This window comes from Streptomyces sp. NPDC016677 (assembly GCF_055562815.1).
In genome coordinates, this window is the sequence record NZ_JBVHEO010000004.1 from 1 (window position 1) to 18,646 (window position 18,646).

10 protein-coding genes, 1 tRNA gene and 1 rRNA gene are annotated in these 18,646 nt (G+C 70.4%); 11 read left to right on the forward strand and 1 reads right to left on the reverse strand.

Annotation, left to right across the window (positions count from 1 at the left end):
- The 3 genes from rrf to ACZ3IG_RS13465 form a co-directional block, all read left to right on the forward strand.
- Positions 1–91 (forward strand): 5S ribosomal RNA (rrf, locus tag ACZ3IG_RS13455); the annotation flags it as partial.
- Between the two features lie 114 nt (positions 92–205).
- On the forward strand, positions 206–868 hold the full coding sequence (locus ACZ3IG_RS13460) for a DegT/DnrJ/EryC1/StrS family aminotransferase (protein WP_467432451.1): 663 nt from the start codon (positions 206–208) through the stop codon (positions 866–868).
- Between the two features lie 73 nt (positions 869–941).
- Positions 942–1,014: transfer RNA gene (locus tag ACZ3IG_RS13465), tRNA-Thr, on the forward strand.
- A 68-nt stretch (positions 1,015–1,082) separates the two neighbouring features.
- Here ACZ3IG_RS13465 and ACZ3IG_RS13470 read toward each other — a convergent pair.
- Complete coding sequence (locus tag ACZ3IG_RS13470) at positions 1,083–3,836, reverse strand: SpoIIE family protein phosphatase (RefSeq protein ID WP_467431685.1); 2,754 nt, start codon at positions 3,834–3,836, stop codon at positions 1,083–1,085.
- Between the two features lie 393 nt (positions 3,837–4,229).
- Between ACZ3IG_RS13470 and ACZ3IG_RS13475 the strand changes: the two genes are divergently transcribed.
- The 8 genes from ACZ3IG_RS13475 (at position 4,230) to ACZ3IG_RS13510 (ending at position 18,412) form a co-directional block, all read left to right on the forward strand.
- Complete coding sequence (locus ACZ3IG_RS13475) at positions 4,230–9,704, forward strand: HAMP domain-containing protein (RefSeq protein ID WP_467431687.1); 5,475 nt, start codon at positions 4,230–4,232, stop codon at positions 9,702–9,704.
- Positions 9,705–10,108: 404 nt separating this feature from the next.
- Complete coding sequence (locus ACZ3IG_RS13480; protein ID WP_467431689.1) at positions 10,109–10,783, forward strand: response regulator; 675 nt, start codon at positions 10,109–10,111, stop codon at positions 10,781–10,783.
- A gap of 196 nt (positions 10,784–10,979) precedes the next feature.
- Positions 10,980–13,718: a DNA translocase FtsK gene (locus tag ACZ3IG_RS13485; protein WP_467431691.1), complete on the forward strand. Its 2,739-nt coding sequence runs from the start codon at positions 10,980–10,982 to the stop codon at positions 13,716–13,718.
- Between the two features lie 268 nt (positions 13,719–13,986).
- Entirely contained in the window at positions 13,987–14,844 is an 858-nt protein-coding gene (locus tag ACZ3IG_RS13490; RefSeq protein WP_467431693.1) for a helix-turn-helix domain-containing protein, read from the forward strand.
- Positions 14,845–14,960: 116 nt separating this feature from the next.
- The gene (rimO, locus tag ACZ3IG_RS13495) at positions 14,961–16,523 is read left to right on the forward strand and encodes a 30S ribosomal protein S12 methylthiotransferase RimO (RefSeq protein WP_467431695.1); all 1,563 of its coding nucleotides are present in this window, start codon (positions 14,961–14,963) and stop codon (positions 16,521–16,523) included.
- Positions 16,520–17,380 (forward strand): CDP-diacylglycerol--glycerol-3-phosphate 3-phosphatidyltransferase, encoded by an 861-nt coding sequence (gene pgsA / locus ACZ3IG_RS13500; protein WP_467431697.1) that lies wholly within the window; start codon positions 16,520–16,522, stop codon positions 17,378–17,380. The genes rimO and pgsA overlap by 4 nt, the downstream gene beginning before the upstream one ends.
- Positions 17,377–17,922, forward strand: coding sequence for a CinA family protein (locus ACZ3IG_RS13505; protein WP_467431700.1), 546 nt, complete (start codon positions 17,377–17,379; stop codon positions 17,920–17,922). The genes pgsA and ACZ3IG_RS13505 overlap by 4 nt, the downstream gene beginning before the upstream one ends.
- Positions 17,923–18,031: 109 nt before the next feature.
- Complete coding sequence (locus ACZ3IG_RS13510; protein ID WP_467431701.1) at positions 18,032–18,412, forward strand: helix-turn-helix domain-containing protein; 381 nt, start codon at positions 18,032–18,034, stop codon at positions 18,410–18,412.
- The last annotated feature ends 234 nt before the right edge of the window (positions 18,413–18,646 follow it).

The window sequence follows — 18,646 nt, forward strand, 5'->3', positions numbered from 1 at the left end:
GCCCGGTTACATTCCGAACCCGGAAGCTAAGCCTTACAGCGCCGATGGTACTGCAGGGGGGACCCTGTGGGAGAGTAGGACGCCGCCGAACAATTATTGAAAGGGCTGGACCCGGAACTTCCGTTCCGGGTCCAGCCCTTTTTTGTTGCCTGTCACCTGTCGTTCACGTTCTGCAACGACCATCCCCAGCATGAGTACTGCAGCAATGCTCAGGGCCGCCGGTGTCGGAATCGGTGACGAGGTCGTCGTGCCGGCCTTCGGGAACGTGGAAGTCGCCGAGGCCGTCGCCCTCGCCGGTGCGATGTCGGTCTTCGCGGACATAGATCCGGTGACCTACTGCCTCGATCCCGTCGCCGTCGAGGCGGTCGTGGGTCCGCGGACCGCGGCCGTGGTGGCCGTCCATCGGTTCGGCCGGCCGGCCGACCTGAAACGGCTGCACGACCTGGGACAACGGCACGGACTGCTGGTGTTGCAGGCCGGCGAGCCGGGGGTGCCGTCCGACGAGATAGCGCAGCGCAGGCAGCGGGCCGCATACCTCGATGCGAGGCTCCGAGGCGTGCGCACGCCCGATGGCGGGGACGGGCACACCTACGGCCAGTACGTGGTGCGGGTGCTCGGGAACGGGCGACCGGACCGGGACGCCTTCGCGCGGGCCGTGCGCAGTCGGGGCGTGGAGTGCCGGGTGCCGGTGAAGACGCCCGTGCACCGGCTGCCCGAGTTCCGGCGCTGTGTGCGGTTGCCGGAGACCGAGCGGGCCGCCGACGAGACCCTCGCGTTGCCCGTCGACGCCTCGCTGACCAAGCGGGACATGCAGCGGATCGTCTCCGCGTGCAATGCCCTCGGAGGGCTCCTTCAGACCGCCATGTGAGGTGGTTGGGAGCACGGCTGTGTTCGGGGTATGATCTATTCCGTTGCCGCGAGGGAAACCTCGAAAGCGACAGGCCCCTATAGCTCAGTCGGCAGAGCGTCTCCATGGTAAGGAGAAGGTCAACGGTTCGATTCCGTTTGGGGGCTCAGAAAAGAAAAGGCCCCGCCCAAATGAATGGGCGGGGCCTTTCGCATGTCCCCGGGGAGTTCCAGCCCTAGTCGTTGTGCGGCTCCGGTACACGCATCGCCAGAATCGCCATGTCGTCGGACGGGGCGTCCGACGCGAAACGCTCCACCGCGCGCATGATGCGGGCCGCCACCGCGCCGGCCGTCAGGCCCGTGCAGGTGGTGAGGACATCGGCGAGGCCGTCGTCGCCCAGCATGCGGGCGCCCTCGCGGCGCTCGGTGACGCCGTCCGTGACACAGAGCAGGACGTCGCCCGGATCGAGGGTGACCGTCTGCTCGTACAGCTCCAGGTCCTCTATGACGCCGAGGAGGGGCTGCGGTTCGGCGGCCGGTTCGACCGTGCCGTCCTGGCGGAGGCGGAGAGGGAGCGGGTGGCCGGCGCAGACCACCTTGAGTTCGGCGCCGCCGGCCGCCAAGGGGCGCATCTCGCCGTAGAGGAGGGTGAGGAAGCGGCTGCGCGCCCCCTCGTCGAGGATGGCGGAGTTCAGGCGCTCCAGGACCGCGGGGCCGCTGAGGCCCTCCCGGGCCAGCAGGCGCAGGGCGTGCCGGGCGAGGCCGGTGACCGCCGCCGCGTTCGGACCCGTACCGCAGACGTCGCCGATGGCGAAGCCGTAGGCGCCGTCGCTGATGGGGAACAGGTCGTAGAAGTCGCCGCCGACCTCGTTGCCCTCGCCGGCCGCGCGGTAGATGACCTCGACCTCGACGCCGTCGATCTGCGGCAGCTCCGGCGGCAGGAGGCTGCGCTGGAGGGACTGGCTGATGGCCGTGCGCTCCGAGTAGAGGCGGGCGTTGTCCAGGGCCAGGGCGGCGCGGCGGGAAAGGTCCTCGGCCAGTTCCAGGATCTCCTGGCGGAAGTGCTCGTCGGTGGGCTTGCCCAGGGTCAGCATGCCGATGACGCGGTTGCGGGCGACCAGGGGAAGCACGACCGTCTCGCCGCCGACCGCGGAGGCCGTGGCGAGGGTCGGGCCGATGCCCGGGGTGACCTGGCGGGTGGGGGTGCTGCTGAGGCCGAGGCTGCGCATGGAGCTGCGGAGCGCCGCCTGGTGGGCGATCTCGGCGGGGATGGTCCAGACCCGGGCGCCGGGAGTGGGGACCGGGTCGGGCGGCGGGACCTTGGAGAGGAGGGACTTGATGCCGTCGATCAGCTCCTCGTCCTCGTGCAGGACGTAGGAGAGATACGGCTCCGAGGCCTGGTCGGCGATGGTGTAGACGGCGCACCAGGTGGCGAGGGTCGGGACGGTCATCTGCGCCATCAGGGCGAGCGTCTGGTCGCGGTCCAGGGTGCCGGCGAGGAGGTCGGATGCCTCGACGAGGAAGCTGAGCGAACCGCGGCGCAGGCGCTCCAGTTCACCGAGGCGGGCCGACTCGACGGCCAGGGCGATCCGGTCGGCCGCGAACTGCAGGCGCAGGGCCTCCTCGTTGGTGTAGCGGCCGGGCGCCTCCGCGGCGACGCCGAGGGAGCCGGTGAGGCGGCCCTCGACCTTGAGCGGGACGGTGACGACCGAGCGCATGCCCGTGCCGTTGAGCAGGGGGACGGCGCCCGGTACGGCGGCCAGGTCGTCGTGGACGGCCGGCATGCGGGCCGAGCCGTAGCGGCCGGGTCCCGCCTCCACGGGTACGCGGGCGAAGCGCTGGCGGGCGGAGGGCAGGCCGGTGGAGGCGCGGACCTCCAGTTCCGTCTCGTCGTCCGTGGCCAGCAGCAGGAAGGCGGCGTCGCCGTCGAGCATGTCGCGGGCCCGCTCGGCCGTGCGCTGGAGGAGGCCGTCGAGGTCGTCCGGGGCGGGGGAGCCGATGAAGACCTCGAAGGGGTCGGTGCTCTGGCCCTCGGAGGTGGTGTTCTTGTCGGAGGCGGGGACCCGCAAGGGGGTCTGGAGGACCGCGCGTTCGTGGTCCCGTACGAGGAGGCAGACCGTGGACGGTTCGCCGCCGGTGTCGCGGACCCGCAGGTGGGAGGCGTAGACCGGGGTGACGCGGCCGTTGGCGCCGCGGATGCCGTAGCTGCCCTCCCAGCGGGACAGGCGCAGGGCCTCGACGATGCCGGTGCTGGTGCCCGGGGTGTGCGGCCAGGCGGCGAAGTCGGTCAGCGGTTTGCCGGTGACCTGCTCGGCCTGGTAGCCGAACAGCTCCTCGGCGTCCTCGTTCCAGGCGGTGATGGCGCCGGCCTGGTCGATCTGGACGACGGCGACCCGCACGCGGCCGTCGGCGAGCGGCAGCAGGGCGGCGGGGAGGGCGGGGCCGGCGGCGCGGGTGCCGACGGGGCGCTCGGGCGGGGTGAGCCGGAACCAGACGGTCTTGTGCGTGGGCGTGTAATCGACGCCCCAGCGGTCGGCCAGGGCGGCGCAGAGCTGGAGGCCGCGTCCGCCCTCGCGGTCGGGGCTGCCCATGTCGGCGGGCGACGACTGGAGCGGAACCTCGCGTTCCGGGTAGTGGTCGGCCACCTCGATCCGTACGCCCTCGTCGCTGCGCAGGCAGGCGACGTCGGCGGCGGTGCCCGCGTGCACCACGGCGTTGGTGACGAGTTCGCTGGTCAGCACCACGGCGTCGTCGACGATGTCGGCGTATCCCCAGCCCTGGAGCGTGTCCCGGACGAAGGAGCGGGCGCTCGCGACCGATCGCCCGACGGGCTCGAAGCTGGCGGCCGCACGCGCGGTGATCACAGAACTCCTCGACCCTCTCTGTCCCTGCAGGGCTACGCCGCCGGCCGGGTCGTGCCGCTGCTGCGGCAGGCCTCCCGTCGGCCGGGGTTCCGGGGGCTGTCCCCCCGGCATCAGTCCGGTGGTCATGGTCCGGCCGCCCCTCCGATGCCCGCTCGTCTCGTGCCACCGCCCAGGCCGGACGGAACCGGCACGGCTGGACAGCCGGATGCAAGGTTACTTACCTTCGCCGTCCGGGCGGATGCCGGTCCGCAGTGTTTCCGCCCAGAGGGTGTGCGGACGGTGTGCGAAGCTGCCGAACTGTTATGGCCGGGTTCGGCCGGGGTGAAACACTGGGCAGGCTTGCAGTGACGGTCCCGGCGGAGCGAGTGCCGGGGGCGCGCGGCGGGCAGCAGCCCTGGAAGCGGCCCCGGCGGAACGGCGGGAGCGTGGACAGCACAGGAAGTACCAGGCAGTAACCGGTACGCCGAGACGTGTAACCGGGGCACAGCGGTAACGGTCGACCCCTGCGGGAGGGACACAGTGGAGTCTGGCGCAGCGACGCGGGGCACGAAAACGCGCGCGAAAGGCGGACAGTCCCTGGGCAATCAGGGCAAGAGGCGCAATGGGACCACTGTCGTGGACACGGCCTCCCTGAACCGGCTGCTGGCCGCTCTGGTGACCATGCGGGACGGCAACTTCCGACGGCGCCTGACGGTGTCCGGCGACGGCGTGATGGCGGAGATCGCGGCCGTCTTCAACGAGGTCGCCGACCGCAATCTGCACCTGACCGGTGAGCTGGCGCGGGTGCGGCGGATGGTCGGGCGTGAGGGAAAACTCACGGAGCGGCTGGAGACGGGGGCGTGCGAAGGGGCGTGGGCCACCGCGATCGACAACTCCAACGCGCTGGTCGACGACCTCGTGCGCCCCGTCTCCGAGGTCGGCCGGGTGCTGACGGCGGTCGCCGAGGGCGATCTGTCGCCGCGGATGGAGCTGCGTACGCAGGCGGCGGAGGGGGCCGGGCATCCGCTGCGCGGCGAGTTCCTGAAGGTCGGGCGGACGGTCAACAACCTGGTCGACCAGCTCTCGACGTTCACCGACGAGGTCACGCGGGTGGCCAGCGAGGTGGGCACCGAGGGGAAGCTGGGCGGGCAGGCCCGGGTGCGCGGCATGTCGGGCTCCTGGAAGGACCTCACGGACTCCGTCAACACGATGGCGTACCGGCTGACCGCGCAGGTGCGGGACATCGCGCTGGTGACCACGGCGGTGGCCAAGGGCGATCTGTCGCGCAAGGTCACGGTCGACGTGGCCGGCGAGATGCTGGAGCTGAAGAACACCGTCAACACGATGGTGGACCAGCTGTCCGCCTTCTCGTCCGAGGTGACGCGCGTCGCACGGGAGGTCGGTACCGAGGGTGAGCTGGGCGGACAGGCCCGGGTGCCCGGGGTGGCCGGCGTGTGGAAGGAGCTGACCGACTCCGTCAACACGATGGCCGGGAACCTGACCGCACAGGTGCGCGGGATCGCCGAGGTGACGACGGCGGTCGCCAACGGTGATCTGTCGCGGAAGGTGACCGTGCCGGCCAGGGGCGAGGTCGCGCAGCTCGCCGAGACGATCAACCAGATGACCGAGACGCTGCGGATCTTCGCGGACGAGGTCACGCGCGTGGCCAACGAGGTCGGTGCCGAGGGGCAGCTCGGCGGGCAGGCGAACGTGCCGGGCGCGGCGGGGACCTGGAAGGACCTGACGGACTCCGTGAACACGGTGTTCCGGAACCTGACGACCCAGGTGCGGGACATCGCCGCCGTGACGACAGCCGTGGCCAACGGTGATCTGTCCCAGAAGGTCACGGTGGACGTGGCCGGCGAGATGCTGGAGCTGAAGAACACCGTCAATACGATGGTCGACCAGCTCTCCGCGTTCGGTGCCGAGGTGACGCGCGTCGCGCGCGAGGTCGGGGTCGAGGGCGAGCTGGGCGGGCAGGCGCAGGTGCCGGGGGCGGCGGGGACCTGGAAGGACCTCACCGATTCGGTGAACACCGCGTTCCGCAACCTCACCGGGCAGGTGCGCAACATCGCCCAGGTGACGACGGCGGTGGCGAACGGTGATCTGTCGCAGAAGGTCACGGTCGACGTCTCCGGTGAGATGCTCCAGCTGAAGAACACCGTGAACACGATGGTGGACCAGCTCTCCAGCTTCGCCGACCAGGTGACGCGGATGGCCCGGGACGTGGGCACCGAGGGGCGGCTCGGCGGTCAGGCGCGGGTGGACGGCGTCTCCGGGACCTGGAAGGAGCTGACCGACTCGGTCAACTTCATGGCCGGGAACCTGACGTCCCAGGTGCGGCAGATCGCCCAGGTGACGACGGCCGTGGCGCGCGGTGACCTGTCGCAGAAGATCGACGTGGACGCGCGGGGCGAGATCCTGGAGCTGAAGAACACCATCAACACGATGGTCGATCAGCTGTCGTCGTTCGCCGAACAGGTCACGCGGGTGGCCCGTGAGGTGGGTACGGAAGGACGGCTGGGCGGGCAGGCGCAGGTGCCCGGCGTGGCCGGTGTCTGGCGGGACCTGACCGACTCGGTGAACGGCATGGCCGGGAACCTCACCGCCCAGGTGCGCAACATCGCGCAGGTCGCGACGGCGGTGGCGCGCGGTGACCTGTCGCAGAAGATCACCGTGGACGCGCGGGGCGAGATCCTGGAGCTGAAGAACACGCTGAACACGATGGTGGACCAGCTGTCGTCGTTCGCCCAGGAGGTCACCCGCGTGGCCCGTGAGGTCGGTACGGAGGGCATCCTCGGTGGCCAGGCCGAGGTGCAGGGCGTCTCCGGCACCTGGAAGGACCTCACCCAGTCCGTGAACGGCATGGCGAACAACCTGACGCTCCAGGTGCGCAACATCGCCGAGGTCACGACCGCGGTCGCCAAGGGCGACCTGTCGAAGAAGATCACCGTCGACGCCAAGGGCGAGATCCTGGAGCTGGTCACGACCGTCAACACGATGGTCGACCAGCTGTCGTCCTTCGCGGAGCAGGTCACGCGGGTGGCCCGTGAGGTGGGCACCGAGGGCATCCTCGGCGGGCAGGCGCACGTGCCGGGCATCACCGGCATCTGGAAGGACCTCAGCGGCAACGTCAACCTGATGGCCAAGAACCTGACCGTCCAGGTGCGGAACATCTCGCAGGTGGCCGCCGCCGTGGCCAACGGCGATCTGACGCGGACGGTGACGATCGAGGCGCGCGGCGAGGTCGCGCAGCTGGCCGACACCTTCAACACGATGGTGAAGACGCTGAGTTCCTTCGCCGACCAGGTCACCAAGGTGGCCCGGGAGGTCGGTACGGACGGCATCCTGGGCGGGCAGGCGCACGTACCGGGTGTGGCCGGCACCTGGAAGGACCTCACCGAGTCGGTGAACCAGATGGCGTCCAACCTGACCGGTCAGGTGCGCAACATCGCCATGGTGACCACGGCCATCGCCAAGGGCGACCTCACCAAGAAGATCGACATCGACGCGCGCGGGGAGATCCTGGAGCTCAAGACGACCATCAACACCATGGTCGACCAGCTCTCGTCGTTCGCCGAGGAGGTCACCCGGGTCGCCCGCGAGGTGGGCACCGAGGGCCAGCTGGGCGGGCAGGCACGCGTGCGTGACGTCGACGGCACCTGGCGGGACCTGACGGAATCGGTGAACGAGATGGCCGGGAACCTCACCCGGCAGGTGCGCGCCATCGCGCGCGTGGCGACCGCGGTGACGCGCGGCGACCTGAACCTCAAGATCGACGTGGACGCCTCGGGGGAGATCTCCGAGCTGCAGGACTACATCAACAAGATGATCGCCAACCTGCGCGACACCACGATCGCCAACAAGGAGCAGGACTGGCTCAAGGGCAACCTGGCGCGGATCTCGGCACTGATGCAGGGCCGGCGCGACCTCCAGGACGTCGCCTCGCTGATCATGAGCGAGCTGACGCCGGTGGTCTCCGCGCAGCACGGCGCGTTCTTCCTCGCCATGCCGCTCGTCGACGGGCAGGAGTCGGCCACCGCGGGGGAGGACCAGTACGAGCTGCGGATGCTCGGCTCGTACGGCTACTCGATGGGGTCGATGCCGACCTCGTTCCGGCCGGGGGAGGCGCTGGTAGGGACGGCTGCGCAGGAGAAGCGCACGATCCTGGTGGAGAACGCGCCCAGCGGCTACCTGAAGATCTCCTCCGGGCTCGGTGAGGCGCCGCCCGCGCAGGTGATCGTGTTGCCGGTGCTGTTCGAGGGCAAGGTGCTCGGGGTCATCGAACTGGCGTCGTTCACGCCGTTCACGCAGATCCAGAAGGACTTCCTCAACCAGATCGCCGAAATGATCGCCACCAGCGTCAACACCATCTCGGTCAACACCAAGACCGAGGTGCTGCTGAAGCAGTCGCAGGAGCTGACCGAGCAACTGCGGGACCGGTCGGAGGAGTTGGAGCAGCGGCAGAAGGCGCTCCAGGCGTCCAACGCCGAACTGGAGGAGAAGGCCGAGCTGCTGGCCCAGCAGAACCGTGACATCGAGGTGAAGAACACCGAGATCGAGGAGGCCCGGCAGGTCCTGGAGGAGCGCGCCGAGCAGCTCGCCGTGTCGATGCGCTACAAGAGCGAGTTCCTGGCCAACATGTCGCACGAGCTGCGTACGCCGCTCAACTCGCTGCTGATCCTGGCCAAGCTGCTCGCCGACAACGCCGAGGGGAACCTCTCCCCGAAGCAGGTCGAGTTCGCCGAGACCATCCACGGGGCCGGGTCCGACCTGCTCCAGCTCATCAACGACATCCTGGACCTGTCCAAGGTCGAGGCGGGCAAGATGGACGTCTCGCCGACGCGGATCGCGCTCGTCCAGCTCGTCGACTACGTGGAGGCCACCTTCCGGCCGCTCACCGCCGAGAAGGGCCTCGACCTGTCGGTACGGGTCTCGCCGGAGCTGCCCGCCACGCTGCACACCGACGAGCAGCGGCTGCTCCAGGTGCTGCGCAACCTGCTGTCCAACGCGGTGAAGTTCACCGACTCCGGCTCGGTCGAGCTGGTCATCCGGCCCGCTCGGGACGACGTCCCGCAGCGCATCCGGGAGCAGCTCCTGGAGGCCGGTTCGCTGACCGACCCGGGGGCGGCCCTGATCGCCTTCTCGGTGACCGACACCGGGATCGGCATCGCGGCCGGCAAGATGCGGGTGATCTTCGAGGCGTTCAAGCAGGCCGACGGCACCACCAGCCGCAAGTACGGCGGTACGGGCCTCGGGCTGTCGATCTCCCGGGAGATCGCCCAGCTGCTCGGCGGCGAGATCCACGCCCAGAGCGAGCCGGGCCGCGGTTCGACGTTCACGCTGTACCTGCCGCTGCACCTCAGTGAGCTGCCGCCGCAGGGCTACCAGCAGCCGGCGGCCGCGCTGGAGGCCGGTGACCTGGTGTCGGCGGCCGAGCGGGACGAGGAGGTGCCGGTCGAGACGCCGGCCGAGGTGAAGTCGTACCAGGAGACGCAGAACGGTCCCGCCGCGCTGTTCCGGCGCCGCCGCAGGGCGCTGCCTGAGCTGCCCGAGGCCGAGTTGCGGCCCGCACCGCAGGAGGCCCGGCCGGCCGGGGAGCAGGAGGCGGCGCCGCAGTCGGTCCGGGGCATCCGGTTCGGCGGCGAGAAGGTACTGATCGTCGACGACGACATCCGCAATGTGTTCGCGCTCACCAGCGTCCTGGAGCAGCACGGCCTGTCCGTGCTGTACGCGGAGAACGGGCGTGAGGGCATCGAGGTGCTGGAGCAGCACGAGGACGTCGCGGTGGTGCTGATGGACATCATGATGCCCGAGATGGACGGGTACGCCACGACCACGGCGATCCGCCGGATGCCCCAGTTCGCCGGGCTGCCGATCGTCGCGCTGACCGCCAAGGCGATGAAGGGCGACCGGGAGAAGGCGATCGAGTCCGGCGCCTCCGACTACGTGACCAAGCCGGTCGACCCCGACCATCTGCTGACGGTCATGCAGGAGTGGATGAGGGGAGCCTGAACGGTACGGGTGAGTGGTGCCTCGGGGCACGGACGAAGGGCGCCTCGGCGGTACGGACCAGGGGTGCCTCGGCGGCAGGTCCGGTGGACGTGCGAACGTAGTACCGACGGACCACCGAGGGGCAGGGCGGTAACCTGCGGGCGGCACGCGGAGTCGCTGACTCAGTGTGCCCGAAGCCGTGTAGAGGCACGGGATTCGGGGAACCTTCTGGTCCCCCGCTGCGTTTCTGCTACGTGCACAGTGACATCTCGGTGACAGGGTGTGGCGACAGGCGGGGTGCGGCTACGATGACCGGCACAAGGACGGGCGGCGCAAGGGAGTCGTTCCCAGGGGCGGCACCGGTCGGTGCTTCCCCAAGTCCTGCGGACAGGGGAGGCCCCACGCCGGGGCGAGGAGGGCGGGCCATGGTGCAGAAGGCCAAGATCCTCCTGGTCGATGACCGGCCGGAGAATCTGCTGGCGCTGGAGGCGATCCTCTCGGCGCTCGATCAGACGCTGGTACGGGCATCGTCCGGGGAGGAAGCGCTCAAAGCACTGCTCACGGATGACTTCGCGGTCATTCTGCTGGACGTCCAGATGCCGGGCATGGACGGTTTCGAGACCGCGGCGCACATCAAGCGGCGGGAGCGGACCCGGGACATCCCGATCATCTTCCTCACCGCGATCAACCACGGACCGCACCACACCTTCCGCGGTTACGCGGCCGGCGCGGTGGACTACATCTCCAAGCCGTTCGATCCGTGGGTGCTGCGCGCGAAGGTCTCCGTCTTCGTCGAGCTGTACATGAAGAACTGCCAGCTGCGGGAGCAGGCCTCCCTGCTGCGCCTCCAGTTGGAGGGCGCGGGCGGCAAGTCCGCACCCGGCGAGGCCAAGGAGTCCGCCGGACTGCTCGCCGAGCTGTCGGCGCGGCTGGCGGCCGTCGAGGAGCAGGCCGAGGCGCTCTCCAAACAGCTGGGCGACGAGTCGGCGGACGCCGCGGCGGTGGCCACGGCGGCCCATCTGGAGCGCAAGCTGACCGGGCTGCGGCGGGCGCTGGACGCGCTGGAGCCGGGCTCCGGCGGTCAGACCACGGCCAACTGAGGTCCGGACTCCGACGGTCCGACGATCGAGCTTTGACGACGACGCCCCCGATCGGCGCTCCGACAGCGATGTCCCATGAGGCCGCGTCAGGGTCCGTGGCGAAGGTGTCAGTTCCGGTACCCCGCGAGGGCGACACGAACGGGTGAAGCAGTAGGCACACGTGTCCGCCGCCGTCTCCCCCGGTAACCTCACACCCATGGCCTCACGTCCCTCCGCAGCCAAGAAGCAGCCCGCGAAGAAGGCGGCTCCCGCGAAGGCTCCGGCGAAGAAGGCCGCTGCGAAGAAGGCGCCTCCGAAGAACCCGGGGAAGGCGCCCGCCAAGAAGGCCGCGGTGAAGAAGCCCGCGCCCACACCGGCCCCCAGCCCGACCAGCGGTGTCCTGCGGCTCGTCCGCGCGCTCTGGCTGGGTCTGGCGCACGCCGTCGGCGCCGTCTTCCGCGGCATCGGGCAGGGCGCCAAGAACCTCGACCCGGCCCACCGCAAGGACGGCGTCGCGCTGCTGCTGCTCGCCATCGCGCTGATCGTCGCCGCGGGTACCTGGGCCGACCTGAAGGGCCCGGTCGGCGACCTCGTCGAGATCCTCGTCACCGGCGCCTTCGGCCGGCTCGACCTGCTCGTGCCGCTCCTGGTCGGGGCCATCGCCGTGCGCTTCATCCGGCACCCGGAGAAGCCCGAGGCCAACGGCCGTATCGTGATCGGCCTCTCGGCGCTCGTCATCGGTGTGCTCGGCCAGGTCCACATCGCCTGCGGCTCGCCCGCGCGCGGCGACGGCATGCAGGGGATAAGGGACGCCGGCGGGCTGATCGGCTGGGCGGCGGCGACCCCGCTGTCGTACACCATGACCGATGTGCTGGCCGTGCCGCTGCTGGTGCTGCTCACCGTCTTCGGGCTGCTGGTCGTCACCGCCACGCCCGTCAACGCCGTACCGCAGCGGCTGCGGCAGCTGGGCGTCCGGCTCGGTCTGGTCCGCGAACCGGAGGCGGAGGGGCTCACCGCCGACGAGCGGTACGAGGAGCCGTGGCGCGAGGCGCCGCCCGCCCGGTCCCGCAGGCGCCCGGGGCCCGCCCCGCAGACGTACGACCCCGACACGGCGGAGGAGGAGGCGCTCACCAGGCGCCGTGGCCGGCCCCGGCGGACCGCCGCCGCGCAGGCCGACGGGAACCGCCGGATGGACGCCGTGGACGTCGCCGCCGCGGCCGCCGCCGCACTGGACGGCGCCGTCCTGCACGGCATGCCGCCGTCGCCGCTGGTCGCCGACCTCACCCAGGGGGTGAGCACGGGGGAACGGGAGCAGACGACGTCCACTCCCGTGCCGGCCCCCGCCACCGCCAAGCCGGTCCCGGGGGCCCGCCCCGAGCAGGGCAGGACGCCCAGCGGCGCCGTCCCGGACCTCACCAAGACCCCGCCGGCCCAGGAGCGCGAGCTGCCGCCGCGTGCCGAACAGCTCCAGCTCTCCGGGGACATCACCTACGCCCTGCCGTCGCTGGACCTGCTCACGCGCGGAGGCCCCGGCAAGTCCCGCAGCGCCGCCAACGACGCCATAGTGGAGGCGCTGACCACCGTCTTCACCGAGTTCAAGGTCGACGCCGCGGTCACCGGCTTCACGCGCGGGCCGACGGTCACGCGGTACGTGGTGGAACTCGGCCCGGCCGTGAAGGTCGAGCGGGTCACCGCCCTCACCAAGAACATCGCGTACGCCGTCGCCAGCCCGGACGTGCGGATCATCAGCCCGATCCCCGGCAAGTCCGCCGTCGGCATCGAGATCCCGAACACCGACCGGGAGATGGTCAACCTCGGCGATGTGCTGCGGCTCGCGGAGTCCGCCGAGGACGACGACCCGATGCTGGTCGCCTTCGGCAAGGACGTCGAGGGCGGCTACGTCATGGACTCGCTGGCCAAGATGCCGCACATGCTGGTCGCCGGCGCCACCGGCTCCGGCAAGTCGTCCTGCATCAACTGCCTGATCACGTCGATCATGATGAGGGCGACCCCCGAGGACGTCCGGCTGATCCTGGTCGACCCCAAGCGCGTCGAGCTGACCGCCTACGAGGGCATCCCGCACCTGATCACGCCGATCATCACCAACCCCAAGCGGGCCGCCGAGGCCCTCCAGTGGGTCGTACGGGAGATGGACCTCAGGTACGACGACCTGGCGGCGTACGGGTACCGGCACATCGACGACTTCAACCGCGCGGTGCGCGAGGGCAAGGTCAAGCCGCCCGAGGGGAGCGAACGGGAACTCCAGCCGTACCCGTATCTGCTGGTGATCGTCGACGAGTTGGCCGACCTGATGATGGTCGCGCCGCGGGACGTCGAGGACGCGATCGTGCGGATCACGCAGCTGGCGCGCGCCGCCGGCATCCACCTGGTGCTCGCCACCCAGCGGCCCTCGGTGGACGTCGTCACGGGACTGATCAAGGCGAACGTGCCCTCTCGGCTGGCGTTCGCCACCTCGTCGCTGGCGGACTCGCGGGTCATCCTCGACCAGCCCGGTGCCGAGAAGCTGATCGGCAAGGGCGACGGGCTGTTCCTGCCGATGGGCGCGAACAAACCGACGCGTATGCAGGGCGCCTTCGTGACCGAGGAGGAGGTCGCGGCGGTCGTCCAGCACTGCAAGGACCAGATGGCGCCCGTCTTCCGGGACGACGTCACCGTGGGCACCAAGCAGAAGAAGGAGATCGACGAGGACATCGGCGACGACCTGGACCTGCTGTGCCAGGCGGCCGAGCTGGTGGTCTCCACCCAGTTCGGGTCGACGTCCATGCTCCAGCGCAAGTTGCGGGTCGGCTTCGCCAAGGCGGGGCGGCTGATGGACCTCATGGAGTCGCGGAACATCGTCGGACCGAGCGAAGGCTCAAAGGCCCGTGACGTTCTTGTGAAGCCTGACGAGCTGGACGGCGTGCTGGCCGTGATCCGGGGGGAGTCTGAGGGGTAGGGCCGGGCGGACGCGGGGCGGACGCCGTGACCCATCCGCAATCGATCAGTGGGCAACCGTTTCCCGACGGCATACGTCACATTGACGAAAGCGACGAACAACCGCTCCGTCATCGGTCTGCCGGGCCAGGCCGATGACCGGCCCTAGGGCCGTTCCAGTGGCCATTCCTATGGCGTACAAAGTACGACCGCCCGGTTGCCCCACCCGTTCGTACCCCCCCTAGACTGAACGTCCAGCACAGGCGGCCAACCGCTCGAAAGGTGCCCCCGTGTCCATCGGCAACTCTCCCGGTAACTCTCCTGAAGACGAGCGTCCGTTCGAGGACGTGTCCGACGACGTTCCTGAGGAAGCCCGCCCCTCCATCGGCCATGTCCTGCGGCAGGCGCGGATCACCGCCGGGCTGACCGTCGACGACATCAGCAGTGCCACCCGGGTGCGGATCGCCATTGTGCACGCCATCGAGGCCGACGACTTCGCGCCCTGCGGCGGTGACGTCTACGCCCGAGGGCACATCCGTACGCTGGCCAGGGCCGTCGGTCTCGACCCGGCGCCCCTGCTCGAACAGTTCGCCGCCGAGCGCGGCGGACGTTCCGCACCGACCCCCGCCGCCCCCCTGTTCGAGGCGGAGCGCATCCGTCCCGAGCGGCGCGGGCCCAACTGGACCGCGGCCATGGTCGCCGCGATCGTGGCCGTGATCGGCTTCGTCGGGTTCACCATGGTCAAGGGCGGCGACGACGGCGCCTCCGAGGCCAACGTGGCCGAGGGCTCCACGCCCACCGCGAGCGAGTCCGCCTCCGCGTCCGCCGAGCCCGTGAAGCCCGCCGCCCCCGAACCGACCGACAGCGCCATCGCCGCCGTACCGCAGGACAAGGTGACCGTCCAGGTCAGCGCCACCGAGGGTCGCAGCTGGATCTCGGCCAAGGACCACAACGGCCGGTCGCTCTTCGACGGGACGCTCGATCAGGGCGAGTCCAAGACGTTCCAGGACGACGAGAAGGTGGACCTCGTCCTCGGTGACGCCGGCGCGATCCAGCTCCATGTGAACGGCAAGGAGATCGAGGACGATTTCCAGCCAGGTGCGGTGGAGCGGCTGACCTACACCCAGGGTGATCCACAGGTCGGGTGAAGCGCGGATGAAGGGGCCGGAAAAGGGACCCGGCGAGGCGAGTCAGTGCGGGGTTGGCCAAGATCGGCCAACCCCGTCGACGTGGGCTGTCGGCGGGACGAAGTAGTCTTGAGCCCATGCCTGAAAGCCGCACCGTCGCACTCGTCACCCTTGGCTGCGCCCGTAACGAGGTGGACTCGGAAGAGCTCGCAGGCCGTCTGGAGGCGGACGGCTGGAAGCTCGTCGAGGACGCCGAGGACGCGGACGTCGCCGTGGTGAACACGTGCGGCTTCGTCGAGGCCGCCAAGAAGGACTCCGTCGACGCCCTCCTGGAGGCCAACGACCTCAAGGGCCACGGGAGAACCCAGGCCGTGGTGGCGGTGGGCTGCATGGCCGAGCGGTACGGCAAGGAACTCGCCGAGGCGCTCCCCGAGGCGGACGGGGTGCTCGGCTTCGACGACTACGCCGACATCTCCGACCGGCTGCGGACCATTCTCGGCGGCGGCATCCACGCCGCGCACACCCCGCGCGACCGGCGCAAGCTGCTGCCGATCAGTCCGGCGGAGCGGCAGGGCGCCGGGGCCGCGGTGGCGCTTCCGGGGCACGGAGCGGGGTCGGGGGCTTCGGGTCCGGGTTCGGAGGAGGCGGTCGCGTCCGCGCCCGCGGATCTTCCGGAAGGGCTCGCTCCGGCATCCGGCCCCCGCGCGCCGCTGCGCCGCCGATTGGACGGCGCCCCGGTGGCCTCGGTGAAGCTCGCCTCCGGCTGCGACCGGCGCTGCTCCTTCTGTGCCATCCCCTCCTTCCGAGGCTCCTTCATCTCGCGCCGCCCGAGCGACGTGCTGAACGAGACGCGGTGGCTGGCCGAGCAGGGCGTCAAGGAGGTCATGCTGGTCTCCGAGAACAACACCTCCTACGGCAAGGACCTCGGCGACATCCGGCTGCTGGAGTCCCTGCTGCCGGACCTCGCCGAGGTCGACGGCATCGAGCGGGTCCGCGTCAGCTACCTCCAGCCGGCCGAGATGCGCCCGGGCCTGATCGACGTACTCACCGGCACCCCGAAGGTCGCCCCCTACTTCGACCTCTCCTTCCAGCACTCCGCGCCCGGCGTGCTGCGCGCCATGCGCCGCTTCGGGGACACCGACCGCTTCCTGGAACTGCTCGACACCATCCGGAGCAAGGCGCCCGAGGCGGGCGTGCGCTCCAACTTCATCGTGGGATTCCCCGGTGAGTCCGAGGCCGACCTGGCCGAGCTGGAGCGGTTCCTGAACCACGCCCGGCTGGACGCCATCGGGGTCTTCGGCTACTCCGACGAAGAGGGCACCGAGGCGGCCGGTTACGACGGCAAGCTGGACGAGGACGTGGTCGCCGAGCGGCTGGCGCGGGTCTCCCGGCTGGCGGAGGAACTCGTCTCGCAGCGCGCCGAGGAGCGGGTGGGCTCGACCGTGCGGGTACTCGTGGAGTCCGTGGACTCCTCCGACGGTGAGGACGGCGTGTCCGGGCGGGCCGCGCACCAGGCGCCCGAGACGGACGGCCAGGTGCTGCTCACGAGGGGCGAGGGGCTGGCCGTCGGTCGTATGGTCGACGCGAAGGTGGTCGGCACGGAAGGTGTCGATCTGGTGGCGGAGCCGCTGGAGGGCTCGTTCGGCGACGCTTCGTTCGGTGACGGCCCTGTCGCGTGTACTGAGGAGGCGGGCAGATGACCGGAGTACCGGCGTCCGCGGCGGGAGGCCCCTCCGGCGCGCGGCGGGCCGGCCCGCGTACGGCACCGGGTGGGGCTTCGGGCGGGGCCGCGACTGGGGCTTTGGCCGGGGCTTTGGCAGGGGTGCAGCGCCCCGGTGTGCTGGAGCGCACGGGACAGGGGGCAGGAGTCGGCGGCAGCGGCCGCGGCGACGCCCAGCGGGGCGGTGCGCAGCTGAGCGGCGCGCAACGGGGCGGTGCTCAGCGGAAGATCGTGGCCGCGGCCGTCGATCAGGCGAGTGTCTGGAACGTGGCCAATCTGTTGACGATGCTGCGTCTGGTCCTGGTGCCGGTATTCGTCGCGCTGATGCTCGGCAACGGCGGATACGACCCGGCCTGGCGCTCGTTCGCCTGGGCCGCGTTCGCCATCGCCATGATCACCGACCTCTTCGACGGCCATCTGGCGCGTACGTACAACCTGGTCACCGACTTCGGGAAGATCGCCGACCCCATCGCCGACAAGGCGATCATGGGAGCGGCGCTGATCTGTCTCTCCGCCCTGGGCGACCTGCCGTGGTGGGTCACGGCCGTCATCCTGGGCCGGGAACTCGGGATCACGCTGCTGCGTTTTCTGGTCATCCGGTACGGAGTGATCCCCGCCAGCCGCGGCGGCAAGCTCAAGACCCTCACCCAGGGCGTGGCCGTCGGCATGTATGTGCTGGCGCTGACGGGGCCCCTGGCGACCCTGCGGTTCTGGGTGATGGCCGTGGCGGTCCTTCTGACCGTGGCGACCGGTCTTGACTATGTGAAACAGGCCATTGTGCTGCGCCGACAAGGAATCGCCGAGCGCGAAGCGGCGTCGAGGGAGACGGAGGTTTGAGTTCCGAGGCCGCCGACGTGGTACGACTACTGAAGGTGAGCGGTGCGACCGTCGCGGTCGCCGAGTCACTGACCGGTGGTCTGGTCGCGGCGCAGCTCACCTCGGTACCCGGCGCCTCCAAGGTGTTCCGGGGCTCGGTCACCGCCTACGCCACCGAGCTGAAGCATGACCTGCTCGGGGTCGACGCCGCTCTGCTGGCGGCGCGTGGCGCGGTGGACCCGCAGGTCGCGGTCGAGATGGCGGCAGGCGTACGAAAGGCTCTGGGCGCGGACTGGGGTGTCGCGACAACGGGCGTCGCCGGTCCTGACCCACAGGACGGTCAGGCAGTCGGGACCGTTTTCGTGGCCGTCCACGGCCCGGACGGAGCGGCCACCGGTTCCGCCGCTGGCGGAAAAGTGGAGGCGCTGCGGTTGAACGGTGACCGTGCGGAAATCCGTAGGGAGAGTGTACGGAGCGTACTCGCCCTGCTCTTGAGGGAGCTGGCGGGCGAACAGACCGGGAATGAGCGGGCACAGGATACGGAACAGAACGGGGGGTTTTGATGTTTGCAGCCCTGAGTGAACACGACATCGCTCCCCGCACGGCCGCAGCGCGAGGCGGTACGGTGGGGCGAGAAGGATGCGGCTACGCGGTCCGAGGAGGGAGCCACCGATGATTCTGCTCCGTCGCCTGCTGGGTGACGTGCTGCGTCGGCAGCGCCAGCGCCAGGGCCGTACTCTGCGCGAAGTCTCCTCGTCCGCCCGAGTCTCACTCGGCTATCTCTCCGAGGTGGAGCGGGGGCAGAAGGAGGCTTCCTCCGAACTGCTCTCCGCCATCTGCGACGCGCTGGACGTACGGATGTCCGAGCTCATGCGAGAAGTGAGCGACGAACTGGCCCTCGCCGAGCTGGCCCAGTCCGCCGCGGCCACCCCCAGCCAAACCGTTCCCACGCCGGTGCGTCCCATGCTGGGCTCCGTGTCGGTGACCGGTGTGCCACCGGAACGGGTCACGATCAAGGCGCCCGCCGAAGCGGTGGACGTCGTCGCCGCCTGAGCCGCGCCGCCACTGCCGGGCGGTCGGCGAGGCGAAGAGGAAGTGTGCAGGGCCCCGGCCGCACCTCTCCGGAGAACCAGAGAGGTGCGGCCGGGGTTTTCGCATGGTCGGGGGTGGTGCGTGTGGCTGGTCGCTGTTGAGGGGGGGCTGGGCCTCGGGGTGGCGGGTCGTCGGCGGTTGTCGGGGTGGTGGGCGGTCGGTCGTCGTGCGGGTGCGTTTGCCGGTGATGGGTGC

What these genes read in the sequence shown, in the direction of transcription:
- ACZ3IG_RS13470 (WP_467431685.1), bottom strand. Translation starts at nt 3,836, where the DNA reads ATGACCACCGGACTGATGCCGGGGGGACAGCCCCCGGAACCCCGGCCG.
- ACZ3IG_RS13510 (WP_467431701.1), top strand. Translation starts at nt 18,032, where the DNA reads ATGATTCTGCTCCGTCGCCTGCTGGGTGACGTGCTGCGTCGGCAGCGC.
- ACZ3IG_RS13480 (WP_467431689.1), top strand. Translation starts at nt 10,109, where the DNA reads ATGGTGCAGAAGGCCAAGATCCTCCTGGTCGATGACCGGCCGGAGAAT.
- pgsA (WP_467431697.1), top strand. Translation starts at nt 16,520, where the DNA reads ATGACCGGAGTACCGGCGTCCGCGGCGGGAGGCCCCTCCGGCGCGCGG.
- ACZ3IG_RS13460 (WP_467432451.1), top strand. Translation starts at nt 206, where the DNA reads ATGCTCAGGGCCGCCGGTGTCGGAATCGGTGACGAGGTCGTCGTGCCG.
- rimO (WP_467431695.1), top strand. Translation starts at nt 14,961, where the DNA reads ATGCCTGAAAGCCGCACCGTCGCACTCGTCACCCTTGGCTGCGCCCGT.
- ACZ3IG_RS13485 (WP_467431691.1), top strand. Translation starts at nt 10,980, where the DNA reads ATGGCCTCACGTCCCTCCGCAGCCAAGAAGCAGCCCGCGAAGAAGGCG.